The sequence below is a fragment of the Streptomyces sp. NPDC040405 genome (assembly GCF_055595765.1).
In genome coordinates this window covers 183,983-198,804 of sequence record NZ_JBVIVI010000011.1, presented here as the reverse complement: position 1 = coordinate 198,804, position 14,822 = coordinate 183,983, and the positions used below count along the sequence as shown (strand labels likewise).

The window sequence follows — 14,822 nt, the reverse complement described above, 5'->3', positions numbered from 1 at the left end:
ACCCAGGGGCAGCGTCCGGCCAAGTCACGGGGGGGGTGTTGGGCAGTTGCCCGACACCCCCGCTGTGTAGCAACTTGTGAACCCACTTGTGTAGCCACTTGTGAAGTCGCTACAGTAAGGCTCCCGCCGAACCTCACTCGGCGGGCGCCGGACCTCACCCGGCACTCATCAGCCAAGGGAGCAACCCCCTATGAGCGTCACGATTCCCGGAGCACTCGCCGACCACCTCGCCGCGCAGTACATCGGCGACGAAAAGACCGCCGCCGCCCTCGACGCCGCCCGCCGCGGTCGAGGTCGAACGCTGGTTATCGAGCCGACCAGCACGCGCGTGCTGCACGTCATCAGCCGGCACGCCGAACACATCCTCAGCATCCCCCGCGCCTACACCCGCGCGACGCGCGACGCCGCCCGTCTGTGGATCGCCCGCGCTGGCCACTCGCCCGCCCTCATGGTCCACAAGTACGACAGCACCGAGGACGCGTACAACCGCACCCAGTGCGGCGACGACATCCGCGACGGCGACGTACTGATCATCGAGCGCGAGGGCGTCGTCGGTTTCCTCCGTAGCGCTTGGCCGGTCGCCGTGACCGTGGCACACGGCAAGCTGCATCGCATCACGGGCGACCCGCGCATCCTCGACGACGGCCGATACGCCGACAGCGCCATTCGCGCCGAGCGCATCGCCACCGAGCACGGGTTCGCCCTCGCCGAGCAGCACCTCGACGCCGTCGAGGCCGAGGCCGTCGAGCAGTTCGACGCCGCTGCGCGCGCCGCCGACGCCGTCGAGCACGCCGAGCAGGGCGAGGCCGCCGTCGACACCGTCGCCGAAGCCGAAGCACTGTACGCCGCGCGATTGGTCACCGAGGCCGACGCCACTGACGGCACGTGGCGGGGCGAGTGGATCGGCCAGCAGGCCGACGACGCCCTGTTCGCGGTCGAGCTCGACGCCGAGCAGGGCGCCTTGTTCAACGACCGCGCCACCGTTCGCGAGCAGCGCCGCGCCGCCCTCGCCCGCATCAAGGCCAAGGCCGACGCCGAGCGCGCCGCGCACCGCGCCGAGATGGACGGGCGCATTGCAGCCGAGCACCGCGCGCACGGCGTGCCCGTCCCGCCCGCCGTACAGGCCCGTATCGACATCCACCTCGCCCGCGAGTACCCCGCCCTGTTCGCCCCCGAGCAGCCGCGCCCCCTCGAGCTCGAGCCCGCGCTCATGTGGGCCGTGACGCAGCGCGTCGTGATCCGCGGCGAATGGCAAGGGCTGATCATGTGCGGACTCGGCCGCCGCGAGGCCGAAGACCGCGCCAGCGTGCTGCGCTACACGGGCAGCAGGGACGTACAGGTGGTGCTGTGCGAGCACGGCCCCCACTCCCACCGTGACGCCCGCCTCGCCGCACGCTGCGAGGGATGCGGGTACCCGATCCCCACCGGCGAGCAGTGGCACGACGCATGCCGCCCCCGCCCTCGCTTGACCCCGCTCGAGCGCGCCCGCCTCGCCGCTGAGCGCGACGCCGGGTACGCCCGCGCCCTCGACGCGTCCGCCCGCGTCGCCCACCTCGACGGCGAGCCCCCGTTCTAACCCGACCGGCCCGCCCTCACCTCGAGGGCGGGCCCCGACCCCACTAACAGGAGCAGCACCACGTGAGCGCCAGCGACCAGCCGACCAGCCCTGAGGAACAGCTACGCGCCGGAATCTTCGCCGCCGTTGAGGAGTACGAGCGCGCCAAACGTGCCGCCGACGCCAACCACGACCAAAACACTCTTGACCTCGACTACGTGCGATGGATCGCCGACAACTACGGCGCATCCCGTGAGGACGGGTCCGAGGAACTGACCTCATTCCTCGAAGAACTCGCCAACGAATTGGACCTCGACGAGGTGCGCATCCTCCGCATGGCAGGCGAGGCCGCAGTCGCCGTCACACCCCGCGTGATCGAAGGCGCGGCTGAACGCGGGATGAAGCCACCGCGCATCGCCGACGAGATCGGCCTCACACCTTCGCGCGTGTACGGCATCCTGCGCGAGCAGCGCGCCAAAGATGAGCGGGCAGTGGTAGACGCCTTCTTTTCCGCCTCGAGAAGTAATCAGAAGACCGACGACCAGTAACCCAGGAAGCAGCGCGGGCCCGATCCGGCGACCTCACCGCCGTACGGGCCCGACTCACCACAGACGGGAGCAACCCCCGACCATGGCTAAGCCCAACCCTACCGAGACCCGCCGCAACCTCCCGCCCGCGGTAGGCCGGTCCATGTCCGTGCGCATCCTCGACGAGGGCATGTACGACGACCTCGCCGTGATCATGAGCACCGGATGCGACGCGTCCGCCGCCGTCCGACAGGCGTTGCTCATCCTTGCGAACGTGTACTACGAGGCATGGAGCCGCGGGCACTACCCGCACGGTGTGGCCCCCGTGATCACGTCGGCGAACCTCCAGCCGTATCAGCCCGTCCGACAGGCTGACCAGGCCGTATGACGCGCCCGCGCCCGCCGTACGACAAAGCGGGGCATGCGTACGACCGGACGCGAACGCTTCCACACGCGTCGGTTGTCGATTGCGCACCGCCCCCGCCGGGGGCGGTGCGCATCAGTGTCAGTCGCTGTCGCGGGTCGGCCGATGCCACTCGTCGTGCAGACGCCGAAGGGCCTGAAGTGCCCGGCATGCCTTGTCGGACAACGCTGGTAACTGATCCAAGACGTAGGCGAGAACGAGGAACCCCGCCCCAAGCGTCGTGACTATCTCCATCCGAACCGACTCACCTTCCCGTTGGGGCGGCGGTCCGGAGCGGGCAGCCTCGGACATCCGCCATCTGGCGATAAAGTCCGAGAACCCAGCTCGTTACTGCGGATCTCGCGGGATGCTGCGCTTACAGCAACCCAACGCGCTTGCTTGTGTTGCATCACTCACAGCGCGGTAGTACGCATTGGGGGCGAGATGTAACGAGCACCTGGCCCTCATAGGCCATTATGCCTCAGCTCTGCGCGGTGCTCGCACCGCTTGCCTTGTTACCTTTCCGTGATCTATTCTGGGCCGCGTCTTCGGCGTGCCCAGAAACAGCCCGCCCCACCGAACGCCCCGCCGGCATCACCTGCGGGGCGTTTCGCATGCCCGACGCAAGGAGGTGACGCCATGGCTCGACCGATCACCGACGACGACCGCGAGCAGGTGCGCACACTCCACGCGCAGGGCAAGAGCCGCAACGAGATTGCCCGCATAATCCGGCGGTCACCCTCGACCGTTTCCAAGATCGCCGCCGCGTTCGAGCCGCCCCTCATATTCGACCGCGCCGGCGAGGTGGCCGTTGCCACCGAGGTACGTCGCGCCTACCTCGCCGCACGCCGCGCCCAGCTCGCCGAGCAGCTGCACGACGACGCCGAGCGCCTACGCGCCCAGCTCTGGGAGCCGTGCACGATCGGGGCGTTCGGCGGCAAGGACAACGTATGGACCGACACGCACCTCGCGCAGCCGACGTTCGGCGATCAGCGCCAGATCATCGCTGCCACCGGAACCGCGATTGAGAAGTCGCTCAAGCTCGCCCCCGCGGCCGGCGGCGAGGGAGCCGAGCAGGTGCGTTCGATGCTCGGAGCGCTCGGCGAAGCGCTGACCCGCGCAGCCGGCGACGACGCCGACGACGGGGGCGCCGACACCGGGGGGTGACGTGCTCGACCTCGACGCGTTGCCCCTGTCCCGGAAGCAGCTGCGCAGCGTCGGCCGCGCCACGGCCCGTATCAACCTGTGGCACGGATCGGTGCGCAGCGGGAAGACGATCGCCTCGCTGCTGGCTTTCGTCATCGCAGTTGCCACCGCGGGCCCGTCCGGATTGATCATCATCTGTGGCCGCAGCTTGCAGACGATCGAGCGGAACGTATTCGAGCCCCTGCTCGACGAGGCCCTATTCGGCCCCCTCGCCCGGCACGTCCGCCACACCCGCGGCGCCACCACGGCAACCATTCTCGGCCGCACCGTCCACCTGATCGGCGCCGCCGACACCCGCGCTGAGGGCCGGCTACGTGGCCTTACCGCACAGCTCGCCTATGTAGACGAGGCCACCCTCATACCCGAGGGGTTTTGGACGCAGCTACTCGCCCGACTGTCCGTGCCCGGGGCGCGCCTGTTCTCGACGACGAACCCTGACTCGCCGCGACACTGGCTCAAGACGGGATACCTCGACCGCGCCGGCGAGCTGAATCTCAGGGCGTGGCATTTCCGCCTGTCCGACAACCCGAGTTTGTCGCCCGAGTACGTCGCCGACCTCGCCGCCGAGTACGTCGGGTTGTGGCGCCGCCGGATGATCGATGGCGCGTGGGTGGTCGCTGAGGGAGCCATCTACGACATGTGGGACGAGACCCGGCACGTCGTCGACACCCTGCCCGAGATGCGCCGTTACTGGTGCGGGATCGATTACGGCACCACGAACCCGTTCTCGGCAATCCTGCTCGGCGAGGGCATCGACGGCCGCCTGTACGTGTGCGGCGAGTGGCGCCACGACTCCCGCGCCGCGCACCGGCAGATGACTGACGCCCAGTACAGCGCCGCAGTCCGGAAGTGGCTTGCCGAGTGGCGCCACCCGGGCGCGGGTCCGGATGCCCCCGCGGGCGTGCTGCCTGAGTGGACGTTCATCGACCCATCCGCGGCGAGTTTCAGCACGCAGATGTGGGCCGACGGACACCCGGGCCTCGCGCGCGCCACCAACGACGTAAAGGACGGCATTCGAAGCGTGGCCGCCGCCCTCGCCGCCGACCGCCTACTCGTTCACCGCTCATGCGCTGGCCTGCTCGCCGAGCTCCCCGGTTACAGCTGGGACCCCAAGGCCACCGAACGGGGCGAAGACGCCCCGCTGAAAGTCGACGACCACTCAGCCGACGCGCTGCGGTACGTCGTGCACTCCACGGCACACGAGTGGCGCCACCTGCTCAGTGGCAGAGTTAGCTTGGAGGTTCCGTCATGACTTTCCGGGCCTGAGCAATGAAGTCCCATTGCGCCCCCATGAAGGATTCGAACGCAACGTCAATGGCGTGTTGATCTTGAGACTTGCGCAGGAAGAGATTGATCACTGGGAACGCGTTACCCAGGAGCTCCCCTGCCGAGTTAGCAATCTCCTCGGGACCGCAAAGCCGGATGCGAAGTAACAGAGCCTCACCGCGCGGCGGTATCGGCTGCACCTGAGATTCCACGTCTGCGTACTGCTCAGGTGAAAGTGATGATGCTGGTTCAGCAGGTATGTGCTCTACAGGTTCAAACAACTCCATGAACGCGAGGTACGCCTCTCGTCGTTCGGTTCTGAGTTGGCGTGCATGCTCAATTCGCCCCTGGTCAGGTGCCTGACGCCGAGTCCCTATGTACGTCAGCACGGACGCTCCCACGGTGCCGACGACGCCAATTCCCGCACCGCACAGAGCTGCGACTGCTTGATCCATGCCACCAATCTTGTACCGCTTGGTGCTCCGGGGACCCGCACTCACCGAAGACGGAGGCCACCGCATGACTTTGCCCGCCACCGGAGCCCCGTGGCCGCCCCCGCAATGGGCCGAGGTGTACCGCGAGATGCGCGTCGACGACGCGTGGTACAGCGGCGACGCTGCCCGCCTCGCCCGCGTCTACGGCCACCACCCGCGGCCGGCCGAGCGTCGCCGCCTGTGGGGCCGGCGCAGCGTCGAGCACCGCGCCGGCCGCCGTGAGCACCGCCTACACATCCCCCTCGCCGGCGACATCGCCCGCACCAGCGCCGACCTGCTGTTCGCCGACATGCCGACGATCACCGTCGGGGACACGGCCACGCAAGAACGCCTCGAGCAGCTACTCGACGAGGGCCGCGTACAACAGACTCTGCTCGGCGCCGCCGAGCAGGCCGCCGCCCTGTCCGGTGTGTTCCTGCGCGTGATGTGGGACAAGGCCCTTGCCGACCGCCCCCTGTTGACCGTCATGCAGCCCGACGCAGCGATCCCCGAGTTTCGGTTCGGCATGCTGCGCGCCGTCAACTTCTGGCGTGAGCTGGAGGGCAGCACGGATCACACTGTGTGGCGGCACATCGAGCGCCACGAGACGGGCCGCATCGTGCACGCCCTGTACGAGGGCACGAGCGACAGCATCGGCCGCGCCGTTCCACTCACTGAGCACCCCGACACGGCCGAGCTGGTCGACGGCCTCGACGACGACGGGGTCAGCATCAGCACCGGGATACGCGACCTCACCGCCGCGTATATCCCGAACATGCTCCCCAACAGGCTCAACCGATCGAGCCCGATCGGACGCAGCGATTACCAAGGGCTTCACGGCCTGTTCGACGCCCTCGACGAAGTGTGGTCATCGTGGATGCGCGACATCCGCCTCGCCCGGGCCCGCCTGATCGTCCCGGACGGGTACCTACGCGACCACGGCCCCGGGGCCGGCGCATCGTTCGACGACGATCGGGAGGTGTGGCACTCCCTCAAGATGCCGCCGAACGAAGGCAGCGGAATCACGCTGGCACAATTCGATATCCGCGTCGCCGAGCACCAAGCCACCGCGGAAGCCACCATGAGACAGGCCGTGCAGACCGCCGGCTACAACGCCCAACAGTTCGGGCTGGAGGGCCGCGGCGAGGCCGTCACCGCAACGGAAGTCGACAGCCGCGACCAGCGCGCCATGGTGACCCGGAAGAAGAAGGCCGGCTATGCCCGGCACGCGCTCGCCGACATGCTGCACGTCATGTTGCAGCTCGACACCGTGCAGTTCGGGCAGCGGCTAGTCCCCGAGCGCCCACGCGTGGAGTTCGGCGACGGAGTCGCGGATTCGGAGCAGCAGACAGCGACAACGCTTGACCTGCTCAACCGCGCCGGGGCCGTCAGCACCGCAACCAAGGTGAAGATCCTTCACCCCGATTGGGACGACACCGCCTTACAGGCCGAGGTCGGTCTGATTGTCGCCGAGACCGGCGCCGCCGCGCCCGATCCGGTCGGCACTTTCCCGTTACAGTAAGCCGCCCCTAGGGGGCAGTTGGCTGCGCCATAGAGTAACGACATGCCAAGTCGTCCCAGGCGCACAAACCGACACCTGCCCAGACACGCACAGCTCAGGCAAGCCGAGCGCGCACTCAATAGAGAGAGCCGCCAAGAAGCACGAGCCACGTCCCGAAGGGAAAAATTCAACACCCTATTTACCGCACTGGCGGTGCTACTTTCCCTGCCCGCGCTGGCGATTAGCCTGCTGACGTATATAGATCAGCGCGAATCTGAGCAAACGAGCGACGTGAAGGAAGCAGCAAGAATAAACGCCTGGTGGACGGTCGACAAAAAGGGGAAAGGGCATTTCGTCGTCGTTAATCGCACTCTTTCCGGAGTCAGCGAGGTGATATTCTCGATGGGCACTCGACAACCAAAAAACCTGGACTTCGGCTATGTCTCGGGATGCACCAAAGTAATCATCTCGGTCAGCGGCAGCACTGACGAAATCGAAGCAGCCACTGACGAGCGCTTCGCTTTTAGTTTCTATAACACCCTAGGCGAGACGTGGGTTTCCGAGGCCAGCGGATTGCACAGGACGAACAACCCCTACCGCCTCCGGTACGGGTCCGATTTGGACGAGGAACGGAAGATTGATCACAGGGAGGAATCACTCGATTCCTGCTCGTGATCACCATCCGGGGGGTGACCGGTGCCGATTCATCCGAGCATGGTCGAACCCCTGGCCGAGCGGACGCGTGACCTGTATGCCGAGGCCGAGGAACGGCTATTGGGCATTATCGCCCGGCAGCTCGCCGACGGCTTCGAGGCACCGGGATGGGTCGAGCGAAAGCTCGCCGCCATACAGACGTTGCGCCGCGCCTCACAGAGCGTTGTCGACGAGCTCGGCCGTGCCGTGCAGCTCGAGGTATTCGACGTCGTCGCCGAGTCGTACAACGTGGGGCACCGCGCCGCGGTCGCCGAGCTCGGCGCCCTGTCCAACGACGCGCGCCGGCTGGCCGACGAGATCACCCCCCAGGCGCAGGCCGTCGACCGCCTCGCACAGGAAACCGTCGACGTCGTCACCTCGACGCACCGCTCGATCCTGCGGGCCGTTGTCGACGGTTTCCGGGCGGTCGTGTCCGAGGTCATCGCAACACCCCTGCTCGGTACCGGCACCCGCCGGCAGGCCACCCAAGACGCAATGAGGAGGTTTGCCGACCGCGGCATCCGGGCGTTCGTTGACCGGGCCGGCCGCCGTTGGCAGCTGACCAGCTACGCCGAGATGGCCGTACGCACGGGCGTTGCGCGGGCCGCCACAGAGGCGCACATGCGCACCCTCGCCACGGCCGGTATCGAGCTGGTCATGGTCTCCAACGCCCCGCGCGAATGCCCGCTGTGCCGGAAGTGGGAAGGCAAGGTGTTGGCCATCAGCGGGCCCGGGGGCGCGCGTACGGTCGAGGTCGAGCACGCCGTCGAGGACGGCCGTATGGTCCGCGTGCGCGTCGCCGGCAGTCTCGACGAGGCCCGCGCCGCAGGGTTGCAGCACCCCAATTGCCGGCACAGCGTCAGCGCTTACACCCCAGGTCTGACAGTGGCCGACCAGGCCGAGAGCGACCCCGCCGGCTACGAGGCAGGGCAGCGGCAACGCGAGATCGAACGCCACATCCGCAAGTACAAGCGGCGCGAGGCCGGCGCCACCACCCCGGAGGGCAAGCGGGCCGAGGCTGCCAAGGTCCGGCAGTGGCAAGGCGCCATGCGTGACCACCTCGCCGCACACCCGGACCTGCGCCGGTTGCGCCACCGCGAGCAGCCCGGGGCGAGCAACCTCCCCGAACCGCGCCGCGCCACCGCGCCGGAGCATACCGAGGCCGCCCGCATCCGATCCGGCGACCAGCTCACGCCCGCGGAGATGAGCGACGACCAGCTCGCCGCCGCCATGCGATCGGGCACCCTCGATGCCCGCGGGCGCGCCCGCGTCGAGGCCGAGGCCGACCGCCGCGACCTCGAGCAGCTGCTCGCCCGCATCCGGCCCGGCGGCACCATCGGCGACGACCTCACGCCATTCAGCGACACCGAGCTCGCCCGCGCATTCGTTCACCTCGACGAGGGCGACGCACTGCGCATCATGGCCGAGATGGACCGCCGCGACCTCGCCACACGGCTACCGCAGGTGGGACGGGATCTGGTGGGACTGTCCGACCATGACCTCGCCGCCCGCGCCAAGGGCGCCGATCCGGACACACTCGCCGACCTCGCCGCCGAGGCGAACCGGCGCGACCTGCTCGCCCAGTTCTTCCCTGGCGGGCAACTGACGGGCGACCTCGCCGGCATGTCCGAGGACGAGCTCGCATGGTGCATGCAGTACGCCCGCACCGACGAGCTCGCCCGCATCGCCGGCGAGATGGACCGCCGCGACGCCCTCGACATGCCGGCGCCGGCCGCCACCGGTAACGCCGTCGACGACCTGCTCGCCGACCGCGACGCCCTCGCCGACGCCATGGGTCCCGCGCCCGACCCGGAACAGTGGGGCGCCCTCGCCGACGAGGGCGACGACGCGGTCTGGGCTGGAATCAAGGAGGCCGCCGCCAAGCTGTACGGCGCCGCGGGTGAGGTCGAGGACGAGCGGCGACTCATTACCCGCCGCGAGGCCCGCGCCCTGTATGACGAGTACGTGTACCGGCAGTACCTCGCCGCCGAGGACGCCTGTAACGGGTACCTGCTCAACGAGAAGTCCAAGGCCGACGGCATCAACCCCGCCACGCTGTTCAGCGGGCCCGCCCGTATCGCATACGCGCGTGCGAGCGACGAGCTAAAACAGTGGTGGGCGACACATGGCAGGCTCACACAGGCCGAGTTCATCGAGCAGGTGACCGGCAAATCGCAGCGCTGGGCGGCCGGCGCCCGGAAGAATGAGGCCGACCAGCAGAACCAGAGGTGACCTATGGGAATGCGCGAGGAGATCGTCAAGGCGATCACGGCAGGCCGCTCGGCAGGCCACCGCGGCGACCCGCCGACCGCATGCCCTTACCCGGGCAGCTCGCTGCTGCGCACCGCATGGATCAGGGGATACGCCGAAACACGGCCCGTCGATCCTGTGACGACAAGATCGATTCACCCGAAAGAGTGAATTCAAAGGCTAAAATCGGCAGTCCCGTATTCCGATGGGACGGCCGCCGTTTCCGATGGGACGGCCGCCGTTTCCAATAGGACTCGCGTAGATCAGATAGGGGCGCGAGTAAAACCCATAGAGGGGCCATTCATTTCGAAGTGCCCTGGTCAGGGCATCACTGGCGTCACCGAGAGGCGTGCGCAATTGTCGGTTCAGCTCACCCAATCGGGGAGCACGCACCGACCGATGGAGCCTGCCTGATGAACCTTCTGCCCGCTGTCGTGACCGGACTTTTCGCCATCGCCGCGTCGGTCACCGGGGCTGTCCTCACGCATCGGCTTGACCGCCGCAAGTAGCGAGGTCAGCGTTCCAGCGTCTATTCACCACCCCCGAGGGCCCGCCAGGTGCGGGCCCTTTTCGTATGCCCGAACGCCCGCCAGGAGCGGGCCGACCAGCCCCAGGAGGGCGAACCATGAGCGACGACAACGGCAAGCAGGGCGGACAGCAGGGCACCCCCGAGGGCGGACAGGGCGCACCGGGCGGGCAGGGCGGGCAGGACCCCGCCGGCACCGCGCCGAAGCCCACCGCGCCGCCGAACGGCCAGCCGGCCGCGGGGAACGACGACGGCGGGCAGGACCCCGCCGCGACCATCGCCCGCCTCGAGCAGGAGCTCGCCGCCGCGCGGGCCGAGGCCGGAAAGAACCGCGTCACGGCCAAGCAGCGCGCGGCCGACGACGCCCGCCAGGAGCTCACACAGCAGCTGCTCGGCATCCTCGACCCAAGCCGCGCCGGCCAGCAGGCCACCCCCGAGCAGCTGACGCAGCAGCTCGAGACCGAGCAGTCCAAGGCCAAGGCAACCGCGGTCGAGCTCGCCGTGTACCGCACCGCGCGGGAGGCCGGGGGCGACCCCGACGCCCTGCTCGACTCCCGCCAGTTCGCCGCTTCCATCGCCGACCTCGACCCGACCGACACGGCCGCCGTGAAGTCCGCCGTTGAGGCCGCCGTCACGGCTAACCCCAAGCTCGCCGCCCAGACCGCGCCGGCCGGGCCGGCCCGCAGCGGTAGCGAGTTCACCGGCCCGCCCAGCAGCGCGCCGACCGCGCAGCAGTTCGCCGCCATGAACTACGCGCAGCGGGTCGAGCTCATGCAGTCCGACCCCGACACCTACCGGCGCCTCGCCGGAGCATGACGCCCGGCCCTCGCGCCGGGCATCCACCAAGACCGCCCGGCCGCCGCGCCGGCATCCCGTAAGGAGGGGCCCCCGTGCCCGACACCACCGCCGCAAATCTGATCGTTCCCGAGGTCTGGGCCGACCTCGCGCAGGCCCGGTTCACCGGTGCCGTGCGCGTGCTCACCTCCGGTGCCGTCACGACCGACGACACGCTCGTTGGCCAGCCCGGCGACACGATCAACTTCCCGAAGTGGGATGCCATCGGCGACCTCGACGACCTCACCGAGGGCACCGCCATGAGCACCACCGTCATGGGGCAGCGCTCCAGTGAGGCCACCATCAAGGAGGCCGGTAAGGCCGTCGAGATCACCGACAAGGCCCTGTTGACCGGACTCGGCGACCCGCGCGACGAAGCGCAGCGGCAGTTCGGCATTCTCGCCGCCCGGAAGGTCGACGCCGCCCTGATCGCTCAGGCCATGGCCGACGAGACCGCGCAGGGTGGCGGCACGCCGTACACCTTCACCACGGCCGCGGGGAAGACCAAGTTCACATGGGCTGACGCGGTCGTTCCCGCCCTCGCACGTTTCGGCGACGAGTGGGAGCCGTCCGAGTTCGCCGGCATGTACCTGAACAGCGCGCAGCAGGCCGAGGCCATGGCCGACCCGCAGTTCATCGACGCATCCAAGCTGGGCGCCGACACCGCGGTGCGTACCGGTCAGGTCGGTGTCATCGCGGGCGTGCCTGTGTTCGTCACGAACCGAATCGCCGCGGGGAAGTTTTTGCTTCTCAAGAACGGCTCCCTTGGCGCCCTCTACAAGCGCCGGCCCATCGTCGAGACCGACCGCGACATCCTCAAGCGCACCACCGTGATCACCACGAACGTGCACTACGCCGTGAAGCGCCTCGACGACAAGGGCGTGTTGGTCGGCACCCTCGCCGCGTCCTAACCACGAAAGGAGGGCCGCCGCATGATGCTGCGCCGCTACCACGGCGAGCAGACCGACACCGAGTCGACCAGCTCGCCGCCGTCCGACAGAACGTCGGACACCGCCCCGGACGCCCCGCAGGCCACCAAGCCCGCGGGGCGTTCGTCATCCCGGAGCAAGACCAGCAAGGGGGGATGACCGGATGCGCCGGATCTACGCCACCCCTGACCAGTTCACGGCGTGGACCGGCGACCCGGCCCCGCCGGACGCCGACCGGCTGCTCGCCCGCGCGTCCGAGGACGTCGAGGACGCGCTACGCACCGCCGTGTATGCCACGGACGCCGCGGGCATGCCGACCGATCCCGACGTCGTGCAGGCACTCGCCGACGCCACCTGTGCACAGGTCGAGTACCAGCAGGCCGCCGGCGACGACGGCACCGGGGCGGCCGGCAGATGGGACAGCGTCTCTATCGGCGCCGTCTCCCTGTCCGGCCGTCAGTCCGGGCCGACGGCCGCCGGCGACGTCGACCTCGCCCCGCGCGCCGAGCGCGCACTCACCCGGGCCGGTCTGCTGCCGGGGGTGATCTGGTGACCGCACTGCCCGGATGGCTGCTGCGCCACCGGATCACCGTGGAGCCGTACCAGGGCGCCGGCGCGTACGGGCCCGTGTACGGGCCGCCCGTCACCGTGCGCTGCCTGCTCGACCAACAGACGCGCATGGTCAGGGCCCCGGACGGTGCCGACACCGTCAGCAGCACGACCGCGTATTGCCCGCCCGGCACCACCGCGCCGCCCGGATCACGCCTCACCCTGCCGGACGGCCGGACCACCACCGTGATCGCCGCCCTACCCCGCGACGGCGGAGGACTGGCAACCCCCGATCATCTGGAGGTGCAGGCCGAGTGACACAGCGCGCCCGTCTGCAATGGAACGGCCAGGCCGTCAGCGCCGCCGTCCGTGAGGCCGCCGCCCGCGGCCTACGCATCGGTGCCGAGCACATCCTCGCCGAGTCGCGCCGGCTGGTGCCGATCGAAGAGGCCACACTCGAGCGATCAGGCGTGGCGACCGTCGACGAGGACGAGCTCACGGGCGCCGTCAGCTACGACACGTTGTACGCGGTCCGCCAACACGAGGACATGACGCTACGGCACGACGCCGGCCGCACCGCCAAGTACCTCGAGCAGCCGTTCAACACCGAGGCCGACACGGTGCAAGAGATCATCGCCGCACAGGTCCGGAGGGCGCTGCGATGAGCCACACCTCGAACCTGCTCGACGGCCTCGCCCGGCTGATCGCCGACGCCGGTATCGCCGTGTACCGGCCCGACGGTCTGTACGCGGCCGATGAGGTGGCAATCATCATCGGCGCCGTCCCCGACCGGCCCGACAACGTCATCGCTCTGACGCCGTACGCCGTCGACGACGCCAGCGGTACCGAGGACGTCACCGAGGCCGTACAGGTCCGGTACCGCGCCGGCGCCGACCCGCGGGCCGCCCTCGACCGGGCCGACGCCGTGTACGACCTGCTGAACATGCGCGTGCACACCGACCTATCGGGCGTGCACGCCGGAGTCATCTGGCGCCAGTCACAGGCGTGGATCGGTCCCGACACCGCGGACCGCCAGGAGATCACCGCCAACTACTACATGCGGACGCTCCGCACCGCGCCGCACCTGATCGAGACATAGGGAGAACCCGCCATGAGCACACCCACGCCCGTGACCGCCCTCGCCCGCAGGTGGCGACTCGAGGTCGACATGGCCACGTCCGGCGCCACCACGCCGGATTGGCAGCTGCACCCCGCGATCACGGATTTCAGCTGGGAGGCACCGCCCAACCTCGAGGACTCCAGCACGTATGACGATGAGGGGTGGGACGGCAACACCAAGACGGGCCAGGGCTGGACCGTCAGCGCGACGTTCAACCGGAAGAAGTCTGCGGACAGCAAGGCGTACAACGCCGTGCACGAGCGCGTGCGCGCGACCGCGTTCGGGTGGGGCGCCGACAGTGAGGTCAAGATCCGTTGGATGGACCGTGACGGCGGGCCGGAGGCGTACGAGGGCACGGCCCTGGTGGAGTGGAAGCCGTCCGGCGGGCCGAAAAACAACTTGGAACAGGTCGAGGCCACGTTCACGGGCAACGGTCCGTTGACGCAGATCGTCAACCCGCTTGCGACGGTCTGATATGGGCGCCAAGTTCCAGGCTCTCGACGAGCTGTTCGACGACTCCCTCACGCTGCCGTTCGGGAGTAAGGCGTATGTGATCCCCTCGCCGTCCGCCGCGGACGGTCTGCGGGTGCAGCAGATCACCAGCCTCGCCGCCCGGCTGGTGTCCGGCGGCGAGGCCGTCGACACCACCCTCTTGGACGACGACGACGAGCGCGACTTGCTGCGGATGTGCCTCGGACCGGTCTACGACGAGATGCAGGCCGACGGCATCGCCTGGTCCCGGATGCGGCACGCGGGATTGACCGCGATGTTCTGGATCGTCTCCGGCCCCGAGACCGCCGAGCGGTATTGGGGAACGGCCGGCGACCCTTCTCAATGGGCCCCGAATCGGGAGACGCGCCGGCAGACGAAGAGTGGATCGGCTGCGGCGAAATCGACCCGATCACGGGGCTCGCAGAGTGGTACGAACGCCCGCAGGGCTACCGGGAACGGCCGCAAGGGCGCGACGACCTGACATGGGCCGCCCTGCTC

At 69.0% G+C, this 14,822-nt stretch carries 19 protein-coding genes; 18 read left to right on the top strand and 1 reads right to left on the bottom strand.

Going from position 1 to position 14,822, the window contains the following annotated elements; genetic code table 11:
• The first annotated feature begins 190 nt into the window (after nucleotides 1-190).
• The 5 genes from ACZ59A_RS35615 to ACZ59A_RS35595 all read left to right on the top strand — a co-directional run bounded on the left by ACZ59A_RS35615 (nucleotide 191) and on the right by ACZ59A_RS35595 (nucleotide 4,943).
• Nucleotides 191-1,576 carry a hypothetical protein gene (locus ACZ59A_RS35615; RefSeq protein WP_470967477.1) on the top strand — a complete coding sequence of 462 codons (1,386 nt, stop codon included), beginning with the start codon at nucleotides 191-193 and terminating at the stop codon, nucleotides 1,574-1,576.
• Between the two features lie 62 nt (nucleotides 1,577-1,638).
• On the top strand, nucleotides 1,639-2,103 hold the full coding sequence (locus ACZ59A_RS35610; protein WP_470967475.1) for a hypothetical protein: 465 nt from the start codon (nucleotides 1,639-1,641) through the stop codon (nucleotides 2,101-2,103).
• Nucleotides 2,104-2,185: 82 nt separating this feature from the next.
• Complete coding sequence (locus ACZ59A_RS35605) at nucleotides 2,186-2,470, top strand: hypothetical protein (protein ID WP_009713705.1); 285 nt, start codon at nucleotides 2,186-2,188, stop codon at nucleotides 2,468-2,470.
• Between the two features lie 654 nt (nucleotides 2,471-3,124).
• Nucleotides 3,125-3,652: a helix-turn-helix domain-containing protein gene (locus tag ACZ59A_RS35600; RefSeq protein ID WP_470967473.1), complete on the top strand. Its 528-nt coding sequence runs from the start codon at nucleotides 3,125-3,127 to the stop codon at nucleotides 3,650-3,652.
• A 1-nt stretch (nucleotide 3,653) separates the two neighbouring features.
• Nucleotides 3,654-4,943: a PBSX family phage terminase large subunit gene (locus ACZ59A_RS35595; protein ID WP_470967471.1), complete on the top strand. Its 1,290-nt coding sequence runs from the start codon at nucleotides 3,654-3,656 to the stop codon at nucleotides 4,941-4,943.
• Here the strand turns inward: ACZ59A_RS35595 and ACZ59A_RS35590 are convergent.
• Complete coding sequence (locus ACZ59A_RS35590) at nucleotides 4,921-5,412, bottom strand: hypothetical protein (RefSeq protein WP_470967469.1); 492 nt, start codon at nucleotides 5,410-5,412, stop codon at nucleotides 4,921-4,923. The genes ACZ59A_RS35595 and ACZ59A_RS35590 overlap by 23 nt on opposite strands.
• A 64-nt stretch (nucleotides 5,413-5,476) precedes the next feature.
• On the opposite strand from ACZ59A_RS35590, the gene ACZ59A_RS35585 reads away from it, so the two are divergent.
• The 13 genes from ACZ59A_RS35585 (at nucleotide 5,477) to ACZ59A_RS35525 (ending at nucleotide 14,805) form a co-directional block, all read left to right on the top strand.
• Nucleotides 5,477-6,952 (top strand): phage portal protein, encoded by a 1,476-nt coding sequence (locus ACZ59A_RS35585; protein WP_470967467.1) that lies wholly within the window; start codon nucleotides 5,477-5,479, stop codon nucleotides 6,950-6,952.
• A 42-nt stretch (nucleotides 6,953-6,994) separates the two neighbouring features.
• Nucleotides 6,995-7,606: a hypothetical protein gene (locus tag ACZ59A_RS35580; RefSeq protein WP_470967465.1), complete on the top strand. Its 612-nt coding sequence runs from the start codon at nucleotides 6,995-6,997 to the stop codon at nucleotides 7,604-7,606.
• Nucleotides 7,607-7,645: 39 nt separating this feature from the next.
• A complete protein-coding gene (locus tag ACZ59A_RS35575) occupies nucleotides 7,646-9,856 on the top strand; it encodes a phage minor capsid protein (protein ID WP_470967463.1) in 2,211 nt (736 codons plus the stop codon).
• Between the two features lie 9 nt (nucleotides 9,857-9,865).
• Nucleotides 9,866-10,045 carry an Rmf/CrpP fold protein gene (locus tag ACZ59A_RS35570; RefSeq protein WP_470967461.1) on the top strand — a complete coding sequence of 60 codons (180 nt, stop codon included), beginning with the start codon at nucleotides 9,866-9,868 and terminating at the stop codon, nucleotides 10,043-10,045.
• 454 nt (nucleotides 10,046-10,499) lie between these two features.
• Nucleotides 10,500-11,216 (top strand): hypothetical protein, encoded by a 717-nt coding sequence (locus tag ACZ59A_RS35565; RefSeq protein ID WP_470967458.1) that lies wholly within the window; start codon nucleotides 10,500-10,502, stop codon nucleotides 11,214-11,216.
• 74 nt (nucleotides 11,217-11,290) lie between these two features.
• Entirely contained in the window at nucleotides 11,291-12,145 is an 855-nt protein-coding gene (locus tag ACZ59A_RS35560) for a N4-gp56 family major capsid protein (protein ID WP_470967456.1), read from the top strand.
• A 21-nt stretch (nucleotides 12,146-12,166) separates the two neighbouring features.
• Complete coding sequence (locus tag ACZ59A_RS35555; protein WP_468944088.1) at nucleotides 12,167-12,322, top strand: hypothetical protein; 156 nt, start codon at nucleotides 12,167-12,169, stop codon at nucleotides 12,320-12,322.
• A gap of 4 nt (nucleotides 12,323-12,326) precedes the next feature.
• Nucleotides 12,327-12,716: a head-tail connector protein gene (locus tag ACZ59A_RS35550; protein ID WP_470967453.1), complete on the top strand. Its 390-nt coding sequence runs from the start codon at nucleotides 12,327-12,329 to the stop codon at nucleotides 12,714-12,716.
• Complete coding sequence (locus ACZ59A_RS35545; protein ID WP_468944092.1) at nucleotides 12,713-13,030, top strand: hypothetical protein; 318 nt, start codon at nucleotides 12,713-12,715, stop codon at nucleotides 13,028-13,030. The genes ACZ59A_RS35550 and ACZ59A_RS35545 overlap by 4 nt, the downstream gene beginning before the upstream one ends.
• Nucleotides 13,027-13,377 (top strand): hypothetical protein, encoded by a 351-nt coding sequence (locus ACZ59A_RS35540; protein ID WP_470967451.1) that lies wholly within the window; start codon nucleotides 13,027-13,029, stop codon nucleotides 13,375-13,377. Before ACZ59A_RS35545 ends, ACZ59A_RS35540 begins: the two co-directional genes overlap by 4 nt.
• Complete coding sequence (locus ACZ59A_RS35535; protein WP_470967449.1) at nucleotides 13,374-13,811, top strand: minor capsid protein; 438 nt, start codon at nucleotides 13,374-13,376, stop codon at nucleotides 13,809-13,811. The genes ACZ59A_RS35540 and ACZ59A_RS35535 overlap by 4 nt, the downstream gene beginning before the upstream one ends.
• A 12-nt stretch (nucleotides 13,812-13,823) precedes the next feature.
• Nucleotides 13,824-14,306, top strand: a complete 483-nt coding sequence (locus tag ACZ59A_RS35530; RefSeq protein WP_470967446.1) for a phage tail tube protein — start codon at nucleotides 13,824-13,826, stop codon at nucleotides 14,304-14,306.
• On the top strand, nucleotides 14,293-14,805 hold the full coding sequence (locus ACZ59A_RS35525) for a DUF7426 family protein (protein WP_470967444.1): 513 nt from the start codon (nucleotides 14,293-14,295) through the stop codon (nucleotides 14,803-14,805). Before ACZ59A_RS35530 ends, ACZ59A_RS35525 begins: the two co-directional genes overlap by 14 nt.
• The last annotated feature ends 17 nt before the right edge of the window (nucleotides 14,806-14,822 follow it).

Bases quoted from the DNA above. Each gene is read 5' to 3' on its own strand.
- ACZ59A_RS35615 (WP_470967477.1), top strand. From the start codon at position 191: ATGAGCGTCACGATTCCCGGAGCACTCGCCGACCACCTCGCCGCGCAG.
- ACZ59A_RS35605 (WP_009713705.1), top strand. From the start codon at position 2,186: ATGGCTAAGCCCAACCCTACCGAGACCCGCCGCAACCTCCCGCCCGCG.
- ACZ59A_RS35600 (WP_470967473.1), top strand. From the start codon at position 3,125: ATGGCTCGACCGATCACCGACGACGACCGCGAGCAGGTGCGCACACTC.
- ACZ59A_RS35590 (WP_470967469.1), bottom strand. From the start codon at position 5,412: ATGGATCAAGCAGTCGCAGCTCTGTGCGGTGCGGGAATTGGCGTCGTC.
- ACZ59A_RS35585 (WP_470967467.1), top strand. From the start codon at position 5,477: ATGACTTTGCCCGCCACCGGAGCCCCGTGGCCGCCCCCGCAATGGGCC.
- ACZ59A_RS35580 (WP_470967465.1), top strand. From the start codon at position 6,995: ATGCCAAGTCGTCCCAGGCGCACAAACCGACACCTGCCCAGACACGCA.
- ACZ59A_RS35575 (WP_470967463.1), top strand. From the start codon at position 7,646: ATGGTCGAACCCCTGGCCGAGCGGACGCGTGACCTGTATGCCGAGGCC.
- ACZ59A_RS35570 (WP_470967461.1), top strand. From the start codon at position 9,866: ATGCGCGAGGAGATCGTCAAGGCGATCACGGCAGGCCGCTCGGCAGGC.
- ACZ59A_RS35565 (WP_470967458.1), top strand. From the start codon at position 10,500: ATGAGCGACGACAACGGCAAGCAGGGCGGACAGCAGGGCACCCCCGAG.
- ACZ59A_RS35555 (WP_468944088.1), top strand. From the start codon at position 12,167: ATGATGCTGCGCCGCTACCACGGCGAGCAGACCGACACCGAGTCGACC.
- ACZ59A_RS35550 (WP_470967453.1), top strand. From the start codon at position 12,327: ATGCGCCGGATCTACGCCACCCCTGACCAGTTCACGGCGTGGACCGGC.
- ACZ59A_RS35535 (WP_470967449.1), top strand. From the start codon at position 13,374: ATGAGCCACACCTCGAACCTGCTCGACGGCCTCGCCCGGCTGATCGCC.
- ACZ59A_RS35530 (WP_470967446.1), top strand. From the start codon at position 13,824: ATGAGCACACCCACGCCCGTGACCGCCCTCGCCCGCAGGTGGCGACTC.